The sequence below is a fragment of the Mycobacterium riyadhense genome (assembly GCF_963853645.1).
GTDB lineage: Bacteria > Actinomycetota > Actinomycetes > Mycobacteriales > Mycobacteriaceae > Mycobacterium > Mycobacterium riyadhense.
On the sequence record NZ_OY970457.1, the window covers coordinates 158096 to 179191 of the forward strand.

Consider the following 21096-nt stretch of genomic DNA (forward strand, 5'->3'; position numbering starts at 1 on the left):
GCGCTTTCACGTGCTGGCGCCAGCCACAAACATCCTCGAAGCCCGCTCCGGTGAGTTAACCGTCAGTGCCCTGCGCTCCATCCGTGCCGTTGACGCCGCCGGGTGGGGTGCCAACACCGCCGAGGCCCCCGGCGCCGCCGAAGCCGCCATCGCCAGCGCCTTCGCCGCTGCCGCCGTCGCCGCCGTCGCCGCCGTCGCCGCCATTGGCGCCGTTACCGCCGGCCCCTGCAGCGCCGGCGTTCCCGCCGTTGCCGCCATTGCCGCCGTTGCCGCCGAATTGCACACCGGCCAGGCCGTTGCCGCCGACGCCCCCGCTACCGCCGGTGCCGCCATCGCCACCGGTCGCGCCGTTGCCGCCGGTACCGCCGACGCCGCCGTCGCCGCCATTGCCGCCGGCCCCGGAGTTCCCGGAGCCGGAGGGGTCACCACCGACACCGCCTTCACCGCCAGCACCGCCGGAGCCGCCCGCGCCGCCGCTGCCGCCAGGTGTGATGCCGTCGGCGCCGTTGCCGGCGGCACCTCCGGCGCCGCCGGTGCCGCCTTGGCCACCGTCGAAGTTCCCCGCGCCGCCGTCGCCGCCCGTACCACCTTGGCCACCGATGCCACCGGCACCGCCGTTACCCGCGGCACCGGCGGTGCCTGCACCGCCGCCTGCCTGGCCGCCGTCGCCGCCGGTGCCGCCTTTGCCGCCCGTGCCGCCTTGGAAGCCCGGGCTGCTGCTGCCCGTGCCGCTGGCGCCGCCGTCACCACCCGTGCCGCCGACACCTCCATCGCCGCCGTCGCCGTTGGTGCCGCTGCCGGCAGCCGCACCGCCTTGGCCACCGGTGCCGGCCGCGCCGCCGTCACCACCGGTGCCGCCAACCCCGCCGCTGTTGGTAGCACCGTCGCCGCCGTCGCCGCCGTTTCCGCCCAGGCCGCCGCCGCCGCCGCTGCCTGCGGTTCCTGCGCCGGAGCCGGGGCTCCCACCGGTGCCGCCGTCGCCGCCGGCCCCTCCTGCCCCACCGGCGGTACCGGAGCTACTGGTGAAGGCAAAGCTGCCGGAGCCGCCGGAGCCGCCGGCACCGCCTTTGCCCCCGCTCCCGTTGAGGCCGCCGACGGGGGCGTTCCCACCGGTGCCGCCAGCACCGCCGTTGCCGCCATCCCCACCCTGCTCGACAGTGACTCCAAATTCGCTCGCAGCGGCACCCCCGTTAGCCCCGGCGCCGCCGTCGCCGCCGTCGCCGCCGTTGCCGGCGGTGCCGGTGCCGGCGCCAGCGTCGCCGCCGTTGCCCCCAATGCCGCCGTCGCCCCCGTTGCTGCCAGCGGTGTTGGTGGCGCCGGCCGCACCGCCCATGCCGCCGGTACCGCCGGCGCCACCGGAGCCGTTGGCGCCGCCGACGGTGGCGTTCCCGCCGGTCCCGCCGTTGCCGCCGCCACCGCCGACGCCACCGTTGCCGGAGGGGTTCGTTGCGAACCCGAGACCGCCCTTGCCGCCGGTACCGCCGGTGCCACCTTGCCCGCCATCGCCCGCGTTGCCGGCCGCACCAGCACCGCCGCCGGCGGAGCCGCCGATGCCGCCTTGCCCGCCGCCACCGCCGAGGCCGCCATCGCCGCCCACGGTGTCTCCGTCAGAATCGGAACCGGCACCTCCGGTGCCGCCTTGCCCACCGGCGCCACCGAGACCACCATCGCCGTTGACCCCGCCGACAGCGGCGCTTCCGCCCGCGCCGCCGGCCCCTCCGGTACCACCGGCAAACCCTTCTCCGCCGGTTGCGCCCGTACCGCTGGCCCCGGCGGTGCCGCTGCCGCCGGTCCCACCGGTGCCGCCGTCACCGCCCTGGCCGCCGGTACCTACGCCGCCCGCCGTGCCGCCGGTGCCGCCGGTCCCGGCAGCCCCGCCCGTGCCAGCGGTGCCGCCATCGCCACCGTTACCGCCGGCGCCGCCCGCACTGCCGCTGCCCGCGGCACCGGTCGCGCCGTCGCCGCCGGCACCGCCATTGCCGCCTTGGCCCCCAGCACCATTGGTGCCGCCGACGCCACTGTTGCCGCCAGCGCCGCCGTTGCCGGCGGCCCCGCCATCGCCACCTGCACCCAGGCCGATACCGGTGGCGCCAGCACCACCTTCCCCGCCGTTACCGCCTTGACCGCCGTTCCCGCCGTTACCCGCGTTCCCGGCGGTGCCGGCACTACCTGCACCAGTGCCCGCGGCTCCTCCCAGGCCGGCGTTCCCACCTGCCCCACCGTCCCCGCCGGCGCCGCCATCGGGGCCGACCGAGCCGCCGGTGCTAGAGCCGCCGGCCCCACCGTTCCCAGCAGTACCGCCGTCACCGCCTTGACCTCCGTCGCCGTTGAGACCGCCAGCGGCAGCCGCGCCGCCTTGACCACCAGCGCCACCGACACCTCCATTGCCGCCTTGGCCCCCGGGACCGGCGGGGCCGTTGCTTCCGTAGCCGGTGCCGCCTACCCCGCCATTGCCCCCGGCCCCGCCATTGGCGCCGGCACCTGCGACCCCGCCTGCGCCACCGGTGCCCGCGTCGCCGCCAGTGCCACCAACGCCGCCTGCACCCCCTTGGCCGCCATCACCGGGGCCCAAGAGCGGGCTCCCACTGGTGCCGTGGCCGGCTTGGCCGCCCTGGCCGCCGGTTCCGCCTGCGCCACCATCACCGTTTGTCCCGCCAGCGGCGCTGTCACCGCCTTTGCCGCCGGCCCCGCCCGCGCCCCCGTCGCCGCCCGCGTAGCCGGCGGGATGGGAGGATATGTCGCCGTTGCTCCCGCTGCCGCCCGTACCACCAACACCACCGGCGCCGCCGTCTCCTCCGTCACCGATGCCGCCCGCCGTGCCGCCGGTGCCGCCGGTACCGGCCACGCCGCCAGCGCCAGCCGCTCCGCCGGCCCCACCGTCGCCACCGTCGCCGCCTTGGCCGCCGGCGGCGCCGGTGGTAGCGGTGCCTGACCCGCCGGTGCCGCCTTGACCGCCAGTCCCGCCGGTGCCGCCTTGACCACCGGTGCCGTTTACACCACCGGCGCCGCTATTGCCGCCGGCGCCGCCCTGCCCACCGGCCCCGCCAGCAAACCCGACACCACCGGTCGCACCCGAACCAATGGCCCCATCCACACCATTGTCCCCGGCTCCACCGGCACCGCCCTTGCCGCCGGTACCGCCGTCACCGAAGCCGCCCGCGGCCCCACCAGTCCCACCGCTACCCGCCGAACCGCCCGAACCGGCCGCCCCGCCCTGGCCGCCAACACCACCGTCACCGCCGGCGGCATCGGTGCCCGATCCACCAGCACCACCTTGGCCGCCGGTACCGCCGGTACCGCCCTGACCACCGGTGCCGTTTACACCACCAGCGCCGCTACTGCCGCCGGCGCCGCCCTGCCCACCGGCCCCGCCAGCAAACCCTTCACCACCGGTCGCACCCGAACCACTGGCCCCATCCACACCATTGTCCCCGGCTCCACCGGCACCGCCCTTGCCGCCAGCGCCGCCGTCACCGAAGCCGCCCGCGGCCCCACCAGTCCCACCGCTACCCGCCGAACCGCCCGAACCGGCCGCCCCGCCCTGGCCGCCAACACCACCGTCACCACCAGCGGCATCGGTGCCCGATCCGCCAGCACCACCTTGACCGCCGGCGCCGCCGGTGCCGCCTTGACCACCGGTGCCATTAGCACCACCGGCACCGCTGCTGCCGCCCTGGCCACCGGCCCCACCGGCGCCGCCGGCGAACCCGGCCCCACCGGCCGCGCCCGAACCCACCAACGCATCCACACCACTGTCACCGGCCCCACCGACACCGCCCTTGCCGCCGGTGCCGCCGTCACCGAAACCGCCCGCGGCCCCACCAGTCCCGCCTATACCCGCCGCACCACCGAGGCCGGCCGCCCCGCCTTGACCACCAACACCACCGTCACCCCCGTCGGCGTTGGTGCCCGATCCGCCAGCCCCACCTTGGCCGCCGGTACCGCCGATACCGCCAGTACCGCCGGTGCCATTGACACCGCCAGCGCCGCTATTGCCACCCGCACCACCCTGACCACCGGCACCGCCAGCAAACCCAACACCACCAGCCGCGCCCGAACCGACCAACGCATCAACACCACTTCCACCGGCCCCACCAGTCCCGCCGACACCGCCGGTACCGCCGGTACCGAAGCCGCCCGCGGCCCCACCAGTCCCGCCGATACCCGCCGCACCACCGAGGCCGGCCGCCCCACCTTGGCCGCCGATACCGCCGTCACCGCCGGCGGCATCGGTGCCCGATCCGCCAGCACCACCTTGACCGCCGGTACCGCCGGTACCGCCCTGACCACCGGTGCCATTGACACCACCAACACCGCTATTGCCGCCCTGGCCGCCGGCCCCACCGGCCCCGCCAGCAAACCCAACCCCGCCGACCGCACCCGAACCCACCAACGCATCCACACCGCTGTCACCGGCCCCACCGACACCGCCTTGTCCACCGGTGCCGCCGTCACCGAAGCCGCCCGCGGCCCCACCAGTCCCGCCGATACCCGCCGCACCACCGAGGCCGGCCGCCCCGCCTTTGCCACCGACACCACCGTCACCACCAGCGGCATCGATACCGGATCCACCGGCCCCGCCTTGGCCGCCGGTGCCGCCGGTGCCGCCCTGACCACCGGTGCCGTTGACACCACCAACACCGCTGGCGCCACCGGCGCCGCCCTGGCCGCCGGCCCCACCAGCAAACCCGGCCCCGCCGATCGCGCCCGAACCCACGGCCGCATCCGCACCACTGTCACCGGCCCCACCGTTACCCCCAGCGCCGCCCTGGCCGCCGGTACCCGCCTTACCCGCGGCCCCACCGGTCCCGCCGCTGCCCACAGCACCGCCGAGGCCGGCCGCCCCACCGGCCCCACCAACACCGCCGTCACCGCCGGCCGCGTCGATACCGGATCCACCGGCCCCGCCTTGGCCGCCGGTGCCGCCGCTACCGCCCTGACCACCGGTGCCATTGACACCACCAGCACCACTGCTGCCGCCCTGGCCGCCGGCCCCGCCAGCCCCGCCCGCAAACCCGACCCCGCCGACCGCACCCGAACCCACGGCCGCGTCCGCACCACTGTCACCGGCACCACCGTTACCCCCAGCGCCACCCTGGCCGCCGGTACCCGCCTTACCCGCGGCCCCACCGGTCCCGCCGCTGCCCACAGCACCGCCGAGGCCGGCCGCCCCACCGGCCCCACCAACACCGCCGTCACCGCCGGCCGCGTCGATACCGGATCCACCGGCCCCGCCTTGGCCGCCGGTGCCGCCGCTACCGCCCTGACCACCGGTGCCATTGACACCACCAGCACCACTGCTGCCGCCCTGGCCGCCGGCCCCACCAGCACCGCCCGCAAACCCGACCCCGCCGACCGCACCCGAACCCACGGCCGCATCCGCACCACTGTCACCGGCACCACCAGCACCGCCGGCGCCACCCTGGCCGCCGGTACCCGCCTTACCCGCGGCCCCACCGGTCCCGCCGCTGCCCACAGCACCACCGAGGCCGGCCGCCCCACCGGCCCCACCAACACCACCGTCACCACCGGCGGCATCGACACCCGATCCACCAGCACCGCCTTGGCCGCCGGTGCCGCCGGTGCCGCCTTGGCCGCCGCTGCCGTTAGTGCCACCAGCACCACTGCTGCCGCCCTGGCCACCGGCCCCGCCGGCGCCGCCGGCGAACCCGGCCCCGCCGGCCGCACCCGAACCCACGGCCGCATCCGTGCCGCTGTCCCCGGCCCCACCAGCACCGCCCTTGCCGCCGGTACCGCCGTCACCGAAGCCGCCCGCGGCCCCACCAGTCCCGCCGCTACCCGCGGCACCGCCGGCGCCGGCCGCACCACCTTGACCGCCGGCCCCACCGTCACCACCGGCGGCGTCGACACCCGATCCACCAGCGCCGCCTTGGCCACCGACACCGCCATCACCGCCCTGACCACCGGCGCCGTTGACACCACCAACACCGCTGCTGCCGCCCTGGCCGCCGACACCACCAGCACCCCCAGCAAACCCGACACCACCATCGGCGCCCGAACCCCCGGCGGCGTCGACACCGGCCGCACCGGCACCACCATCACCACCATCACCGCCCTTGCCGCCAGCACCCGCGTTGCCCGCGGCCCCACCGCCACCACCGCCAGCAGCCCCACCCACCCCGGCCGCTCCACCATCACCACCGGCACCGCCGCCAGCACCCGCAGCGCTGGTACCCGCCCCACCGGCCCCACCGGCACCGCCGGCCCCACCACCACCACCGCTGCCCCCATCACCAGCAACACCGAACACCAGCGGACGCTGACCCCCAGCCCCACCGACCCCACCAGCCCCACCGGCCCCGCCATCGCCGCCGACCTCATCGGCCAACCCATCCACCCCGGCCCCACCAGCACCACCGACCCCGCCGGTGCCGCCATCACCGGCCCACCCGAACCACCCACCGGCCCCACCGCGACCACCATCACCGCCGTCACCGCCATCTTGACCCGCCCCACCAGCATGCCCGGCCCCGCCCACCCCACCACTACCCCCGGCCCCCAGCAGCCACCCACTGCGCCCACCATCACCACCATCACCACCACCGGTCCCACCGGCCCCACCGCGCCCACCATGACCCACCACCAACGCCTCGCCGCCATCACCACCATGACCACCACTAATGCCACCATCACCACCAGTCCCGCCACGCCCACCATGACCCCACACCACCGAATCCCCACCGGCCCCGCCATGACCACCGGTGTCGCCGCCATCACCACCGGCCCCACCAACACCCCCGGAGCCCACCAGCCACCCACCACGACCCCCAGCCCCACCATGACCACCGGCACTGCTACCCGCCCCACCGGCACCGCCATCACCACCTAGACCAAACACCACAGAATTACCGCCGACAGCGCCGTTCCCGGCGCTCACACCACCGTTGCCGCCGACCCCACCAGCCCCGCCGTTACCGACAAGCCACCCACCGCGGCCCCCGGCCCCACCATCACCACCATCACCGCTGGGGCTGCTCCCACCGGCCCCACCGACCCCGCCGGACCCCAGCAACCCGGCCCTGCCCGCGGCCCCGCCGGCCCCGCCCTGACCGCCGCCACCGCTAGCGGCCCCACCAGCCCCGCCGACCCCGCCCCGACCCACCAGCGCAGAGTCGCCGCCGGCCCCGCCAGCCCCACCGCTCGTGCTACCAGACCCGCCGGCCCCGCCGGCCCCGCCACTGCCGACCAGCCAGCCGCCGCGCCCCGCAGCCCCACCAGCACCACCATCACCGTCAGGGCTGCTGCCGCCGGCCCCACCCGCACCACCGGAACCCACCACGGTGGCATGACCACCGGCCCCACCCGCCCCGCCAGCACCATCACCCGCACTGGCCGCCCCACCAGCCCCACCCTGAGCGCCCTGACCCCACAGCGCGGAGCTACCACCGGCCCCGCCGGTACCACCCGAGATGCTGCCAGCCCCACCAACCCCACCCGCACCACCGTTACCCACAAGCCAGCCGCCGCGCCCCCCGGCAGCACCGTCACCACCATGACCAACGGTGTCGGCCCCACCGGCCCCACCCGCCCCGCCATGGCCAAACAACCCCGTCGCACCACCAACACCACCCATCCCACCGGTGGCCCCCACCGCGGTCGAACTCCCACCGGCCCCACCAGCCCCACCATTGCCCAACACCAACCCGCCACGGCCCCCGGCACCACCAGTCCCCCCGGCCCCACCCGTTCCGCCGGCCCCACCATTGCCGATCAACCCCGCCGAACCCCCCGCACCCCCGGCCGCCCCCGGATCACTGCTACTACCCCCACTACCCCCACTACCGAACAACAACCCACCATCACCACCACGCTGACCCACCGCACCACTAGCCCCATCAGCACCATCACCAATCAACGCCCGCCCCACCAACACCTCAGTCGGCGCGTTGACCGCATCAAGCACCAACTGACCGACATTGACCGCCTCGGCCCCCGCATACACCCGCCCACCCACAGCCAACGCCCGAGTGAACTCGTCATGAAACCCCGCCACCCGCCCCGCCAACACCTGATAATCGCGCCCATGCTGAGAAAACAACCCCGCGATCGCCGCCGACACCTCATCCTGCGCAGCACTAGCCAACCCCGTCGTAGCCCCCGCCGCCGCCGCACTGGCCGCACCAATCGTCGACCCCAACGCCGACAAATCCGCCGCCGCCGCAGCCAACACCTCCGAAGACACGAACACAAACGCCATGGCCATCCTCCTGTCGACACAGCACGACCCGGCCCTTGCCGGCCCGACCCGTGCAGCCCAAACCCACGACAACGACGACGCAAACTTTACGACCCGCGCTGACCCAACCCAGCGCATTGCGCACACCTTGGTCTTAAACACTTCCACCACGCGACCCCGGCCCAGCAAATGTTAAACACGACAACGACGACTGCTTTTCACCGTGAACCACCACAACGGAACACCCCCGGGAAAGGCGCACACAGCACCCCACCAATCCCACACGAAAGTTGCCTGCAGTTATTTGATCTTGATTGCGTCGCAATGTCCGCAGAATGAATTCCTTCAGGAAATATCCGCGGCGAAGTCCACCCAAGCCCGCTGTGGGCGATCCATCGGGTTGTGCCAACCGCCGCTCATCGTTTCCGGCGAGAAGCCTTGCGGGCGACCAGCGCCCGAGCGCGTATCCTTTGGGGGGCCTGAGCGAAATGGTGACATCGGGTATTAATACTGTCCGAATTCCTCGAGCTGTCGCTGTTGTTATGGGGCGTTGAGTGACCGAGCTCGGATGCCATGCGTGTTCGGCTACACGATAGAAAATTGCCGCCAAGGACGAGCGTAGATGTCGGCGCTGCTCCGCCTGCGCCGACTGGGGTACTGGTCAAGCGCCAACAATGTTTCTGGCGGCATCCACCGCGTGGGCCCGACCCGGGTGCAACTGTCGTCGAGTAATTGACCCGACTTAGGACAATTTAGTGTGCAAGGCCCGCGTTGATCTTGGCGATGGCGTCGCGGAGGTCGTCGGGTAGAGGGTCGACGGCGGTCAGGAGTTGTCGGCCGGCTTTGATTTGGACCCTGCGGCAGCGGCGTGCGGTTCGCACGAATTTCTTGATGCTCCAGCCGGTTTGGGTCTCGATGTAGTGGCTTACGGCCAGTGCGGCGAACACGATGGTCAGGTGTGCGTCGATCGATTCGCGCTTGTGGTGGTAGACCGGGCGGGCCTGCAGGTCGTGCTTGGACATCCGGAAACTCTTCTCGATGCGCCACAGCTGGTGATAGGCGCCGATGATGAACTCCGGGGTCTGCTCGACCAGGTTGGTGGTGTAGCCCTTCAATCCGGCCAGGCCCCGGGCCTTGGCTTCCAGCTCGCGGTTGACGGTCTTGGTAGCGCCGGTGAGCTTGATGAACCGGTTGCGTTTCAACGGAGCCCGTCCGTCGACGGCTTTCTCGGCTTTGGCGACCTGCTCGGCGATGCCGCGCAGGGTGCGCCGGGCCCGATCGGCGCGGTACTGGTAGTAGACGACGCGGTCGGGGATGCCGCGGGTCTTCTCGCCGCTGGTCGCCGGCCAGGGCTGAACGAAGATCTGCCCGTCGGTGATTTCCTGATCGGGGTGTTTATCGCGCCATTCGCGGACGACGTCGGGCACGAACGGGATCCGGGTGCCCAGGATGAATGACAATCCGGAGGCTTTTAGTGCGATCTGGTTGGCTTCGGAGATCATGCCGGCGTCGGCGACCACGACAATATCGGTCAACTGGTGGGCGGCCTTGAACGCGTTGATGACTGGCAGCATGGTCGCGGTCTCGGCCTTATTGCCCTCGAACGCCTCCACGGCCAGCGGGAAACCCGATGCGTCGGTCAGCAAGCCGATGGTGATCTGGGGTTCCAAGCGGCGTTCCTTGCTATTATGCCGACATCGGCATAACTCAAATTATCCCGAGGCTGCGATTATGCCGAGTCCCGGGCAGCTGCGGTGGTGTTCGCGCTGTTCGGTAAGGGTTCCAGGGGCGGCTCGCGCGGCATAATCGGCCCGCGAAAAGTTGTGGTGTGTCTTCCTGATGGTGCATTGCGTTGCCCATCAGGAGGAGGAGTCATGGACCCCACACGCAGCTTCGATGCCGGTGATCGTGCCGCGCCGGTAGTTGATTTGCTCATCGAGTACGGGCGCTGGCTGGATCATCAGCGTGGATTGGCGCCGACAACGGTTGTCAATTACAGGAAGGAGGTTGCGCAGTTTCTCAAGGCATTGCCACAGTCCGCCGAGGCCTCGGTGGGTCTTTTGGATGCCGGCATGGTCACTGCGTTCATGGTCGAATTTTGCAGGGAACGGAATACGAATTCGGCCAAGTCGATGGCGCGGTCGGTCCGCTCGTTTCTGCGATTCGCCCACGCCACAGGCCGCATATCGGCGGATCTGTCGGGGGCGGTTCCGGTTCCGGCGGCCTGGCATTTGGCGTCGCTTCCCAAGGCGGTGCCGGCGGCAGATCTTGAGCATCTGTTGGATGTCGCAGCGCGGCACTGCTGGACTGCCACCGATCGGCGCGATTATGCGATCTTGCTGCTGTTGGCCCGACTCGGGCTCCGCAGAGGCGAGATCGCAGCTCTTGGTCTCGACGATATCGACTGGCGGGCAGGAGAACTCACCATCGTCGGCAAAGGTAACCACGTCGAGCGTTTACCTCTGCCGGCTGAACCTGGTGAGGCGATCGCGGCGTGGCTAGTCGATGGCAGGCCGGCATGCACGACGCGGTCGGTGTTCACCACCGTCAAGCCGGCGGGGCGTCCGATATCGCCCGGAGCGATCGCGCATCTGGTGGCTGCGGCGTGCCAAGACGCGGGGCTAGAGCGGATCAACGCGCACCGTTTCCGTCACACGCTGGCAACGGAGATGCTGCGCTCTGGGGCCTCACTGCCGGAGGTGAGTCAGGTGCTGCGCCACCGCAGTGCGCGCTCGACCGCGATTTACGCCAAAGTTGATGACGTCGCACTGCGGCCCTTGGCCCGGCCCTGGCCGACAATCACAGCGAAGACAGACCCCGACGCTGGCCGGGCACTGGCGCGCCCGTGGCCGGGGGCACGGTCATGAACACGCTGCGTGAGAACGTCACTGATTACCTCGCCACCCGCAGGGCGCTGGGATTCAAACTCGAAGGCCTGAGCAAGCTGCTGCTGAGCTTCGTCGCGTTCTGCGAGCAACGGGGAGCCACCCGGGTCAACCACGACCTCGTGATCCAATGGGCCACAACCCAGATGAAGGTTCCGGTTAGTGAAGCGCTAGTAGCTCGCCGGTTGGATGCGGTGCGGATCTTCGCCCGATACCAGCATGCGTTGGACCCCGCCACGCAGATCCCGGCCGAAGAACTCCGCCCTCGGCGCTACCGGCCAAAACAGCCAAATGTGCTCAACCAGAACGACATCTGCGCACTGCTGGCCGCGACAAGCATTCTGGAGCCTGCGTTCAAGGCGTTGACGTGGCGAATATTGATCGGTCTGCTGACCGCCACCGGGCTACGCCCCGGCGAAGCGTGCCGGCTGGCCGTCAGCGACATCAACCTGGCTAGCGGAATGATCCAGATTCTGGAGACGAAGTTCGGCAAGTCCCGGCTGGTGTTTATCCATCCGAGCACCGTCACCGTGATCGCTGATTACCTGCAAGCCCGCCAAGCATGGGTTGGGGCCAGCACGCACGCCAGCTCAACGGTTTTCCTCAACGCCCGGCGTGGACCGCTATGCCCGGACCGGCTCAACGGCACCTTCCGAGAGATCGTCACCGCCGCCGGGTTGACCACCGCGCCGGGTCACCGGCCAGTCCGTCTGCACGATCTGCGCCATACCTTCGCCGTGACCACAATGATCGACTGGTACCGCGAGGGTCAGGACGTTCAAGCGCGGCTGCCACTGCTGTCAACCTGGCTCGGCCATGTCGATCCCGCCTCGACCTACTGGTATCTGCACGCAGTGCCCGAACTGCTCGCCCTTGCCGCCGACCGCCTCGACAACGACGCCGAAGCCCCTGTCACGGAGCCGGCGCCATGACCGCGCCGACGCTGAGCTCGCTGCTGCAAGGGTTCTTCACCGATCGGTTGCGAAGTCACCTGCAGGCCAGTTCGCAAACGGTCGCGGCCTACCGGGACACCTTCAAGCTTCTGCTGATCTTCGCCGCCGGCCAGACAAAGAGATCCCCGGCGCAGCTGACATTCGATGACTTCGACGCCACGATGATCGGCGCCTTCTTGAATTACCTTGAAACCGAACGCCACAACAGCACCGCGACCCGCAACGCACGGCTGGCCGCGATCCACTCGTTCTACCGCTATGCGCTGCCACTGATCCCAGACCGCGCTGACACGGCCAGCCAGATCTTGGCGATCCCGCAACGCCGCCATGACCACGCGACTGTGTCGTATCTGACCAGCACCGAGACCGAGGCCCTACTGGCCACGCCAGACCGCACCACCTGGTACGGACGCCGCGACCACGCCCTGCTGCTCACCGCCGTCACGACCGGTCTTCGCGTCTCGGAGATCACCACGCTGACCATCAGCGACATCGCCACCATGACACCAGGACCAGCCGTTCATACCACCGGAAAGGGCCGAAAGGAACGCAGCACACCGCTGACCAAGCCCACCGCAGCCGTCCTACGGGCCTGGCTGCCAGAGGCCGGCACTGCCGCCAGCAGTCCAGCCTTTCCAACGCAACGTAAGACACCGATGTCGGCAGACGCCGTTCAACGTCTCGTCGCCAAACACGCTGCCGCAGCGGCGATTACCTGCCCATCGATCGCGGCCAAACGCGTCACTCCACACACGCTGCGCCACACCGCGGCGATGGCGCTGCTACACGCCGGCATCGACACTTCGGTGATCGCCCTGTGGCTGGGCCACGAAAGCCCACTCACAACCCACATCTATCTGCACGCCGACATGACCATCAAAGAACGTGCGCTCAACCGCGTCACCGGGCCGAACACCACCCCCGGCCGCTACCGACCAGCCGACGATCTCCTCAACTTTCTCGAACACCTATGACGACCAACATCAGAGAGCCCGATTATGCCGCGCGAGCCGCCCCTGGAACCCTTACCGAACAGCGCGAACACCACCGCAGCTGCCCGGGACTCGGCATAATCGCAGCCTCGGGATAATTGGAGAATCCGGGCTCGCGGAACCCGTCACCGGTGTCGGTTTCGAAGTACAAGGTGGAGACGTCGTAAAGCACCAGCGACGTCGGCCCCAATCCCGCCCTGGTCGCACACGCCTTTGACAGTGCTTGGCGCACAGCCGGTTTAGCGAACTTCGGTAGCCGACGGGTGAGCGTGCGGTAGTCGACGGTGTCGATGCCGGTTTCGGCCAGGACCCGCAACGAGTCAGCCTTGCTAGTCGGTTCGATGATGCGGGCCAGCACCAGATCCCCGAACACCCGGTCGCCGCCGGTGGCCGCGTCGAAGCCGAGGACCCGGTAGGCCGCACTCAACGACTCCCATAACGGTGTCGACATCGTGGACACGATCTCGAGCGGCTCACCGTCGACGCCGGTGGTGCCCAGCCGGAGGTCAAGGGTGGTTTGACCTTCAGCCAGACGCTGGCGTGCCGCGGCCTTGAGTGCTTCGACCTCGCCATCGTCGTGCGCCGAGCCCAGGTGCTCGATATTGCGCGACCCACGCCGCGTGGACCACACGATCTGCACGGCGGTGGCACCCGAGGCGGTCTTCACGGTGCGCACATAGGCCACCACAGCACCGTAGAGCCCCGGGTTTAGTGTGCAAATTTCAACCTGACACCCAGAGAACTCACAGTTCAACGCCCTGCATGCCTAGGCCACCACAGAAAATGTCCTAAGTCGGGCCGACTGGGGTACTGGTCAAGCGCCAACAATGTTTCTGGCGGCATCCACCGCGTGGGCCCGACCCGGGTGCAACTGTCGTCGAGTAATTGAGGGTTGCCGGCCAGTTCGTCAAGGAAGTCAGGGGAGTCGAAGGCAAAGTCGGTGCCGATCCCGACGTTGGTCGATGCCCACAAGCTCGACGGCGTACTCGAGGCCCATGTCCTCAGCTACACCTGCCGCGTCGACCTCATAGGGATTCATACCAGCAAAGTCAGCAGTGAGCCGAAGAACAGCGCAGCTACTCGAGGATGTTACGCAGCAAATGCGGCAATAATCCGCTCTTGGAGATCCGTAATACGGTGTGCTATGATCCGTTATATGGCCCTCAGCTATTGTCGTCGGCTCGCCCGTAGAGGCGCGTTCATACGCAGGGCGCGTAGCCAGGGGCCTTGCCGCCGCTTAGACCGTGTTGAGCCCCGTAACACGCCCCCCTGGCGATCCACTGATTGCCTCAACGGCCTGACTACCGGCCGGCCCCTGACAATCACCCGAACCGGACTCACACCGGCAAGCGGCGACGCGCTTACGAATCACCCGTCAATCATCAACCACCAACTTTCCAACTAGACGCACGGGAGAAAACCGCCATGAGCACAGCAGATGTGCAGGACCAGACGATCTCCACCATGCCGAGGGGCGGCCCGGGCGCCTCCTGGCTGGATCGTCGATTCCAGACCGACACACTGGAATACCTCGACCGCGACGACGTACCCGATGAGGTCAAGCAGAAGGTCATCACGATGCTCAACTGGATGGGCACCCTGACCAAGCTGCACGAGAAGTCCGCCCGCACCGCACTGAAGTTCGTCTCCGACATCCCCAATCCACGAATCCTCGAGCTTGGCGCCGGCCACGGCAAACTCTCAGCGAAGATCCTCGAACTACACCCGACGGCGACGGTCACGACCAGCGACGTGGATCCAACCTCGGTGGCCAACATGGCTGCCGGGGAGCTGGGCACCCACCCCAGGGCCCGTACCGAGCTGGTTGACGCCACCGCCATCGACGCCGAAGACAACAGCTACGACCTGGTGGTGTTCGCGCAGGCGTTTCACCACCTCCCGCCGGCGATCGCCTGCCGCGCCATCGCCGAAGCCACCCGCGTCGGGAAATACTTCCTGGTGATCGACCTCAAGCGACAACCGCCGCTGCGGTTGGTGCTGCGGTGGGCGCTGCTGTTGCCGCTGCAGCTGATGCTGTTGCCGTGGGCTACCACGCGACCGTTCCTGCACGACGGCATGATTAGCGTGCTACGCGCCTACAGCCCGTCAGCGTTCGAGGCACTTGGCCGCGCCGCCGATCCCGGTATGCGGATCGCTATCCTGCCCCCGCCGACGCGACTGAGCGCGCCATCGCTCACCGTCGTGTTCTCCCGCAACGGCGCAACCAAGGATGAGTGACCATCCAGACCTCCTCGCCACGAGCATGGGGCCAACCGCGCGAGCCCACGCCCTTCGTCGGGTGCTCGGTATGCCACCCTCAAGTCGATGACGTGGAGAGCCTATCCGCCGACGGCGATTCCTGCCGGTGGGTGGTCATACTCAGTTAAGCTCGAAGGTTTTCTTGATCGCCGATTCGGTCCACCGCGGCATCGGGACGCGGGCGCGGGCCGCGGGCCGATCACGGTTTCGGATGAATGCGCGGGTTGTCCAGTGACACCGAAGTCACGAGCGGATCACGGCAGCCAGATCACCGCCGCGGTGGACATGCTGCGTAGCTACTTAAGCCGCCGCTAGGTTGTCACGACGCCCATGGAGTCCGGTCAGCAGCGACAGCGATGTCGCAAGTTGTGCCATTTTCGCGTGTCTAGGAAGAGGTTCGTGGAAGCCGACATCTCTGTGAACCAGGATCACGACCCTGCGATCGCAACCAGCGCAGTCGACACTCGGCGCCGTTGGCCACGTTCGACCGGGGCAGACGCCGTTGACGACCCCGCAACAGCCTGGGACGAGTCGACCGAAAGATACTGTCCAGAACGGGCTTCTACCAAGGGGCGGATTCGACAGCGCTTCGTTGCGGGCATTGACAGATCGGCGACGTCGCAAAATGCGCTGAATGCAAAGACGGTTCAGCGGACACCGATGACGCGTATAGCGTTGGCCAGCCTGGTTGGCTCAGCGATCGAATTCTACGACTTCTTCCTGTATGGCACCGCGGCGGCGTTGATCTTCCCGAAGGTGTTCTTCCCTGGCTTGGGATCGGTGGCATCCGCGATCGCATCGCTGGCAACGTTTGCCTCGGCGTTTTTCTCTCGCCCACTCGGCGCCATTATATTTGGGCACTTCGGCGATCGCATCGGCAGGAAAGCAACCTTGATCACGACGTTGTTGATCATGGGTCTATCGACGGTAGCCGTGGGCCTGGTACCGGGCTCGACAACGATCGGTGTTGCCGGGCCACTGATCTTGCTCACTCTTCGGCTACTGCAAGGGGTAGCCGTCGGGGGTGAATGGGCGGGATCGGCTTTGTTGGCTGCCGAATACGCACCGTCGGCGATCCGTGGTCGATACGGAATGTTCACCTCGGTGGGAGCCGGCGCGGGACTGGTCCTTGCCAACCTCGTTTTGTTGGCGGTGAATATCACGATCGGCGAATCCAGTTCCTCATTTATTCATTGGGCCTGGCGGGTGCCATTCCTACTCAGCGCTGTATTGATTGCGGTTGCCCTATACGTGCGGCTCAAGATCGACGAAACACCGGTGTTTGCCGCAGAGCAAGCAGACAGGACGCTGCCCCGGGTCCCGATCTCTGAACTCTTCCGCAACCAACCCCGTCGAGCCTGGCTCGCATCCGGCTGCGTTGTGGGACATTTCACCTTTAGCTTCATGGCCGGCACCTACCTAATAAGCTATGCCGACACGCACTTGGGGTACCCAAGAACCATAATCTTGCTTGTTGGGGTATTGGGCGGATTGTGGCTGATAACGTTGACCGCGCTGGCAGCCATCTGGTGCGACAGCGTGGGGCGACGCCGCGTCATGCTATGCGGATTGGCGGCGGCACTGCCGTGGTCGTTTGCAGTGATACCGCTGATGGACACCCGCGAGCCCATATTGTGCGCCGTGGCAATCATCGGGACCTACGCGATTCTCGGAGTCTGTCTTGGGCCGGTCGCATGTTTCATTCCGGAAACATTTGCCACCCATTATCGATACACCGGCAGCGGGTTGACCTTCAACCTGGGCGGAATAGTCGGTGGCGCGATCCCACCGATGGTTGCAGGCACGCTGCTGGCAGTGGCTGGCGGCTGGGCGATTGGGCTGATGATGGCCATCCTGATCCTCGTCAGTCTGATCTGCACTGGCCTGCTTCCGGAAACTATGGGCGCGTCCCTGGATACGGCGCAACGGTGACGGGATACCGAACCCTGAACCATCCCGGGTTTCGTGCACACCTCGTTACGTGTGACCGGTGTGCTGCCCGATCGGTTGTTGAGCGTAGTACTCGGCCTCGACTTCGGCCGGCGGGCGTCGGTCAAGGCGGTGCATCAGCCTGGCCGTGTTGTACCAATGCACCCATGCAGACGTGATGCTCTCGACGTCGGCGACGGTGGTCAGCGGTCCGTTGCGGAACGGGGAGCCCTCGCGTACGCACTCGGTCTTGTACAGCCCAATGGTCGTCTCACAGAGCGCGTTGTCGAGGGCATCGCCAACCGTTCCGATCGACGGCACCAGCCCTTCGATCATCAGCGTCTCTCCGAAATATATTGCAGTATATTGACTTCCGGCGTCGCTGTTAAGCGGAATTCGGCTTAACAGCGATTATGCCGAGGTTTGTGTTAAGCCGAGGATCTGCGGAGATGGCCTGCGCTCGTGGGAGTTGTTGGTAGATTTCTCGGCTTAACGTTTCGGGCTATCGCAAGCTGTAGAGGGTTTGGAGTTGGTCTTCGGTGAGCGGCTCGGTGGCCGCGGTTGTGATGGCGGGGGTTGCGGCGTTGATCGCTTGGCGCATCATGTCCAGGGTCGCGAAAGCGTAGAACGCTGCTGTAGTGGAAGCGTTTTCGTGGCCGAGGAGGCGCATGATGATCGGTAGCGGGATGCCCTGCTGGTAGAGGTCCATGGCTTTGGTCTTGCGCAGCAGGTGGCAGTGGATGTTCGCCGGGATCAAAGGGCATTGCGTGCGTGCGGATTCGGCGGCTTGCTTGAGCACGGCGGCGACCGTGTCAGCGGACAGTTCGGCAGGTCGCCCACGGTGCAGACTGTAGAACAACGGCCTGGTGGCGGGGAGTTTGGTGATGTTCGGGTGGAACTCGTCGAGGTAGACGTGCAGGTGCTCGATAGTCTTCTCGGTGAGCGGCACGACGCGGGTCTTGTTGGCTTTGCCGGTAAGCCGGATGTGCCCGGGCTCGGTCAGGTGAAGATCGTGCAGAGTCGAGCCGGTGATTTCGCCGACGCGAGCCGCGGTGTCGTAGAGCAGGATCAGTAGCATCCGGTTTCTGCGAGATTTGGCTGTCTGGCCGGTGAACGTGGCAAGGATTGCCCGCGTTTGATCTTCGGTGAGGTACTCGATGGGCTTGCGGGGGCCAGCCGGGGCTTTGAGTGCTTTGGCTGATTGGCTGAGCGTGACGAGGGTGAGGTCTTCGTAGGCCGCGTAGGTCAGGAACGCTTTGACCGCACTGAGGCGCAGCGTGACGGTCTTGGGCGTGTAGTGGCGCTGTTCGGTCATCCAGGTCAGCCACCCTTTGAGGTGTGGGCGGTCGAGGTGATCGAAGCTGACGTGCTCACGTCCGATGTGCTCGACCTCGGCTAGGTAGTCCAGGAAGCATTCCAGGCTGATCCGATATGCCTCAATCGTTTTCGGCGACAAACCTCTGGTCTTGGGCATATAGGCGTGCAGATAATCGCGGGCGAAGCTGAAGAAGTCCGGTGCGCCGGTGCGCGGGTCGCGTCTCATCAGAATCCGGCCTGCGGTAGCAGGGACTGGCGTTGGGCGGTGATGTCGGCGTAGGCGGCCATGAAATCGGGCGAGGTGTGCACGTAGTAGTACGTGCTGTCAAAGGTTGCGTGACCCATATAGCGAGACAGGTAGGGCAGCATCGCGGTGACGTCGTCGCCGGTGGTCATCCATCGTTGGATGTTGGCGTAGGCGAAGTGATGCCGGAAATCGTAGGGTCGTGGCTGTTGGCCGGCCACGGGCCGGGGCAGCGCGGCCTGGTCCCAGATACGGCCGAACATCACCCCAACCGATGCTGCACTGACCTGGTTTCCGGTAGCGGAGACGAAAAATGTTCGGCGAGAGGCGAAATGCGCTCGCGATGTTCGGTCGCACGCGTCGAGGATCTCGATGACCTGGTCAGTCAGCGGCAGCCTGCGGCTGCGATGGCCTTTGGACCAGATGATGTCGATGTGCCCGGCATCGAGGTCGACCTGACTGGTCTGCAGGGCGCGGGTTTCGCCGGTCCGCAGCCCGCACGAGTGCATCAGGGTGAAGAACGCGACTGCCTGCCATCGCCACGGGCAGGGCGTCTGAATCCGGGAGGCGGCGGCGAAGAACACCTCGATCTCACGGCGGGACAACAGGTAGGGGTGAGCGGCAACGAACGGGGCTTTCCACCGCTCGGAGAGCACATAAGCGCCGGGGATTCCGTTCATCGTCATCCAGCGGCCGACGTCACGGATGTAGGACATCCAGGACCGATAACGGCCGCAACGGTGCAGCTGAACACTGACCCAGCCTTCAACGGTGTCCTTGTCGAACACCGTGCGGTCATGGGCGGCGCAGTAGGCGTCGAACTGTTTGAGGTACCAGATGCGGGAAGCGCCAGTGAATCCCATGTTCGCCTTGAACGCCAGGTAGGCATCCAACTCGGTGGCGAACGCGCTGGTGAAGCCGTGGCCACTCATGACCGCACCGCTTCTGGGACCGACAGGACACACTCGAGCAGACGTCGCCGGTCGACGCTCATGTAGAGGTTCGTCGAATCTTCGCTGGCGTGGCCAAGCACTGCGGCGATCGTCGGTAGCGGAACCGCTGCGGCCAGCAGCCGGGATGCGGCGTTGTGGCGCAACAATCGGGTTCCAGCTTTCGGCTTGTTCACTCCGAGCCTGTCATGAATTTTGTGTAAGTCAGAGGTGATTTGACTACGAATTGTATTCTAACACAACGGAATTCGCCCCGGGAAGAGCCTGGCGAGTGTGTTCAATGCAATGGTCCAGTTCGGCGTTCCGGTGCCTGAATAGCCTCCTCTCTCGCTGGAGATGTTGCGCAGCCCGAGATACAGCAACTTCATCGCGGCGTCTTTGTCGGGGAAATGGCCGCGGTTTTTGGTGATCTTGCGCAGCTGGAAGTTGATCGACTCGATCGCGTTGGTGGTGTAGACGATTTTGCGCAATTCGACCGGATAATCCAGGAACGGTACGAATTCGGGCCAGGCATTGCGCCACACATCGATCGCCCCAGGGTACTGCTGGCCGTAGACGGTATCGAATTCCTTCAGTGCCAACTCGGCGGCATCCACGGTCGGCGCGGTGTAGATCGCCCGCATGGACGAGGCCACCTTCTTGCGATCCTTATAAGACACGAACCGCATCGCGTTGCGGATCACGTGCACCACACAGGTCTGCACCACGGTCTCGGGGTAAATCGAGCGGATCGCATCCGGCAGTCCGGTCAGCCCGTCGCAGCAGGCGATCAGGATGTCACGCACCCCGCGGTTACGTAGGTCGATGACCACTTTCTGCCAGAACTTGGCCCCCTCGGAGTCTTGGATCCAGCAGCCCAGGGCATGTTTGCGGCCCTCGAGATCCACCCCAATGGCCAGATAGGCCACCTTGGTGGTGATCACCCCGTTGTCGCCGATCCGCAGCCGCAAACCGTCGATGTAGAGGATCGGATAGACCTCCTCGAGTGGGCGGGCCTGCCAGGCCTTGATCTCATCGACCACCACCTCGGTGATATTGGAGATCAATTCCCGTGACACACTGGCCCCGTACACCTCCTCGAGATGGGCTTCGATATCGCGGGTGGTCATGCCGCGCGAATACAGGGACAACACAACGGAATTGATGTTGGAAAGCCGGCGGGTCTTTTTCGGCACGATCGCCGGCTCAAACGATCCGTTGCGATCACGAGGAACTTTGATACCGACCGGGCCATTAACGGTGGCCACGGTTTTCGGTGTCGAGCCGTTGCGGGAATTACCCGACCCGCGCCCGGCCGGATCCCCCGACTCGTACCCAAGATGATGCGTCAGCTCCGAATTCAGCGCACGTTCTAGTGGTGTGTCCCGGAA

At 67.6% G+C, this 21096-nt stretch carries 9 protein-coding genes and 4 pseudogenes; 5 read left to right on the top strand and 8 right to left on the bottom strand.

Annotation, left to right across the window (positions count from 1 at the left end; all coding sequences use genetic code 11):
- Positions 1 to 55: 55 nt before the first annotated feature.
- Entirely contained in the window at positions 56 to 8218 is an 8163-nt protein-coding gene (locus AADZ78_RS27640) for a PE family protein (RefSeq protein ID WP_341343655.1), read from the bottom strand.
- Between the two features lie 731 nt (positions 8219 to 8949).
- Positions 8950 to 9882 (bottom strand): annotated as a pseudogene (locus AADZ78_RS27645) (IS1634 family transposase); the annotation flags it as partial.
- 189 nt (positions 9883 to 10071) lie between these two features.
- Here AADZ78_RS27645 and AADZ78_RS27650 point away from each other — a divergent pair.
- Genes AADZ78_RS27650 through AADZ78_RS27660 form a run of 3 tightly spaced genes read left to right on the top strand, consistent with a single transcriptional unit; the run spans position 10072 to position 13009 of the window.
- Positions 10072 to 11064 carry a tyrosine-type recombinase/integrase gene (locus tag AADZ78_RS27650; RefSeq protein ID WP_085251881.1) on the top strand — a complete coding sequence of 331 codons (993 nt, stop codon included), beginning with the start codon at positions 10072 to 10074 and terminating at the stop codon, positions 11062 to 11064.
- Positions 11061 to 12014, top strand: coding sequence for a tyrosine-type recombinase/integrase (locus tag AADZ78_RS27655; protein ID WP_204080055.1), 954 nt, complete (start codon positions 11061 to 11063; stop codon positions 12012 to 12014). The genes AADZ78_RS27650 and AADZ78_RS27655 overlap by 4 nt, the downstream gene beginning before the upstream one ends.
- A complete protein-coding gene (locus AADZ78_RS27660; RefSeq protein WP_085251883.1) occupies positions 12011 to 13009 on the top strand; it encodes a tyrosine-type recombinase/integrase in 999 nt (332 codons plus the stop codon). The genes AADZ78_RS27655 and AADZ78_RS27660 overlap by 4 nt, the downstream gene beginning before the upstream one ends.
- A gap of 118 nt (positions 13010 to 13127) precedes the next feature.
- Here the strand turns inward: AADZ78_RS27660 and AADZ78_RS27665 are convergent.
- A pseudogene (locus AADZ78_RS27665) lies at positions 13128 to 13712 on the bottom strand (IS1634 family transposase); the annotation flags it as partial.
- A gap of 740 nt (positions 13713 to 14452) precedes the next feature.
- Here AADZ78_RS27665 and AADZ78_RS27670 point away from each other — a divergent pair.
- Together AADZ78_RS27670 and AADZ78_RS27675 are read left to right on the top strand one after the other, a co-directional pair.
- Positions 14453 to 15265 carry a class I SAM-dependent methyltransferase gene (locus tag AADZ78_RS27670; RefSeq protein WP_204903581.1) on the top strand — a complete coding sequence of 271 codons (813 nt, stop codon included), beginning with the start codon at positions 14453 to 14455 and terminating at the stop codon, positions 15263 to 15265.
- Positions 15266 to 15946: 681 nt separating this feature from the next.
- Positions 15947 to 17218 (top strand): MFS transporter, encoded by a 1272-nt coding sequence (locus AADZ78_RS27675; protein WP_085252575.1) that lies wholly within the window; start codon positions 15947 to 15949, stop codon positions 17216 to 17218.
- Between the two features lie 45 nt (positions 17219 to 17263).
- Here AADZ78_RS27675 and AADZ78_RS27680 read toward each other — a convergent pair.
- The 5 genes and pseudogenes from AADZ78_RS27680 to AADZ78_RS27700 form a co-directional block, all read right to left on the bottom strand.
- Positions 17264 to 17602: pseudogene (locus AADZ78_RS27680) on the bottom strand (integrase core domain-containing protein); the annotation flags it as partial.
- 115 nt (positions 17603 to 17717) lie between these two features.
- Positions 17718 to 18758 carry a tyrosine-type recombinase/integrase gene (locus AADZ78_RS27685; protein ID WP_085252574.1) on the bottom strand — a complete coding sequence of 347 codons (1041 nt, stop codon included), beginning with the start codon at positions 18756 to 18758 and terminating at the stop codon, positions 17718 to 17720.
- Positions 18758 to 19708, bottom strand: a complete 951-nt coding sequence (locus AADZ78_RS27690; RefSeq protein WP_085252573.1) for a tyrosine-type recombinase/integrase — start codon at positions 19706 to 19708, stop codon at positions 18758 to 18760. Before AADZ78_RS27690 ends, AADZ78_RS27685 begins: the two co-directional genes overlap by 1 nt.
- A complete protein-coding gene (locus AADZ78_RS27695; protein ID WP_085252572.1) occupies positions 19705 to 19953 on the bottom strand; it encodes a tyrosine-type recombinase/integrase in 249 nt (82 codons plus the stop codon). Before AADZ78_RS27695 ends, AADZ78_RS27690 begins: the two co-directional genes overlap by 4 nt.
- Before the next feature lie 6 nt (positions 19954 to 19959).
- Positions 19960 to 21081, bottom strand: a pseudogene (locus tag AADZ78_RS27700) (IS256 family transposase); the annotation flags it as partial.
- Between the last annotated feature and the right edge of the window lie 15 nt (positions 21082 to 21096).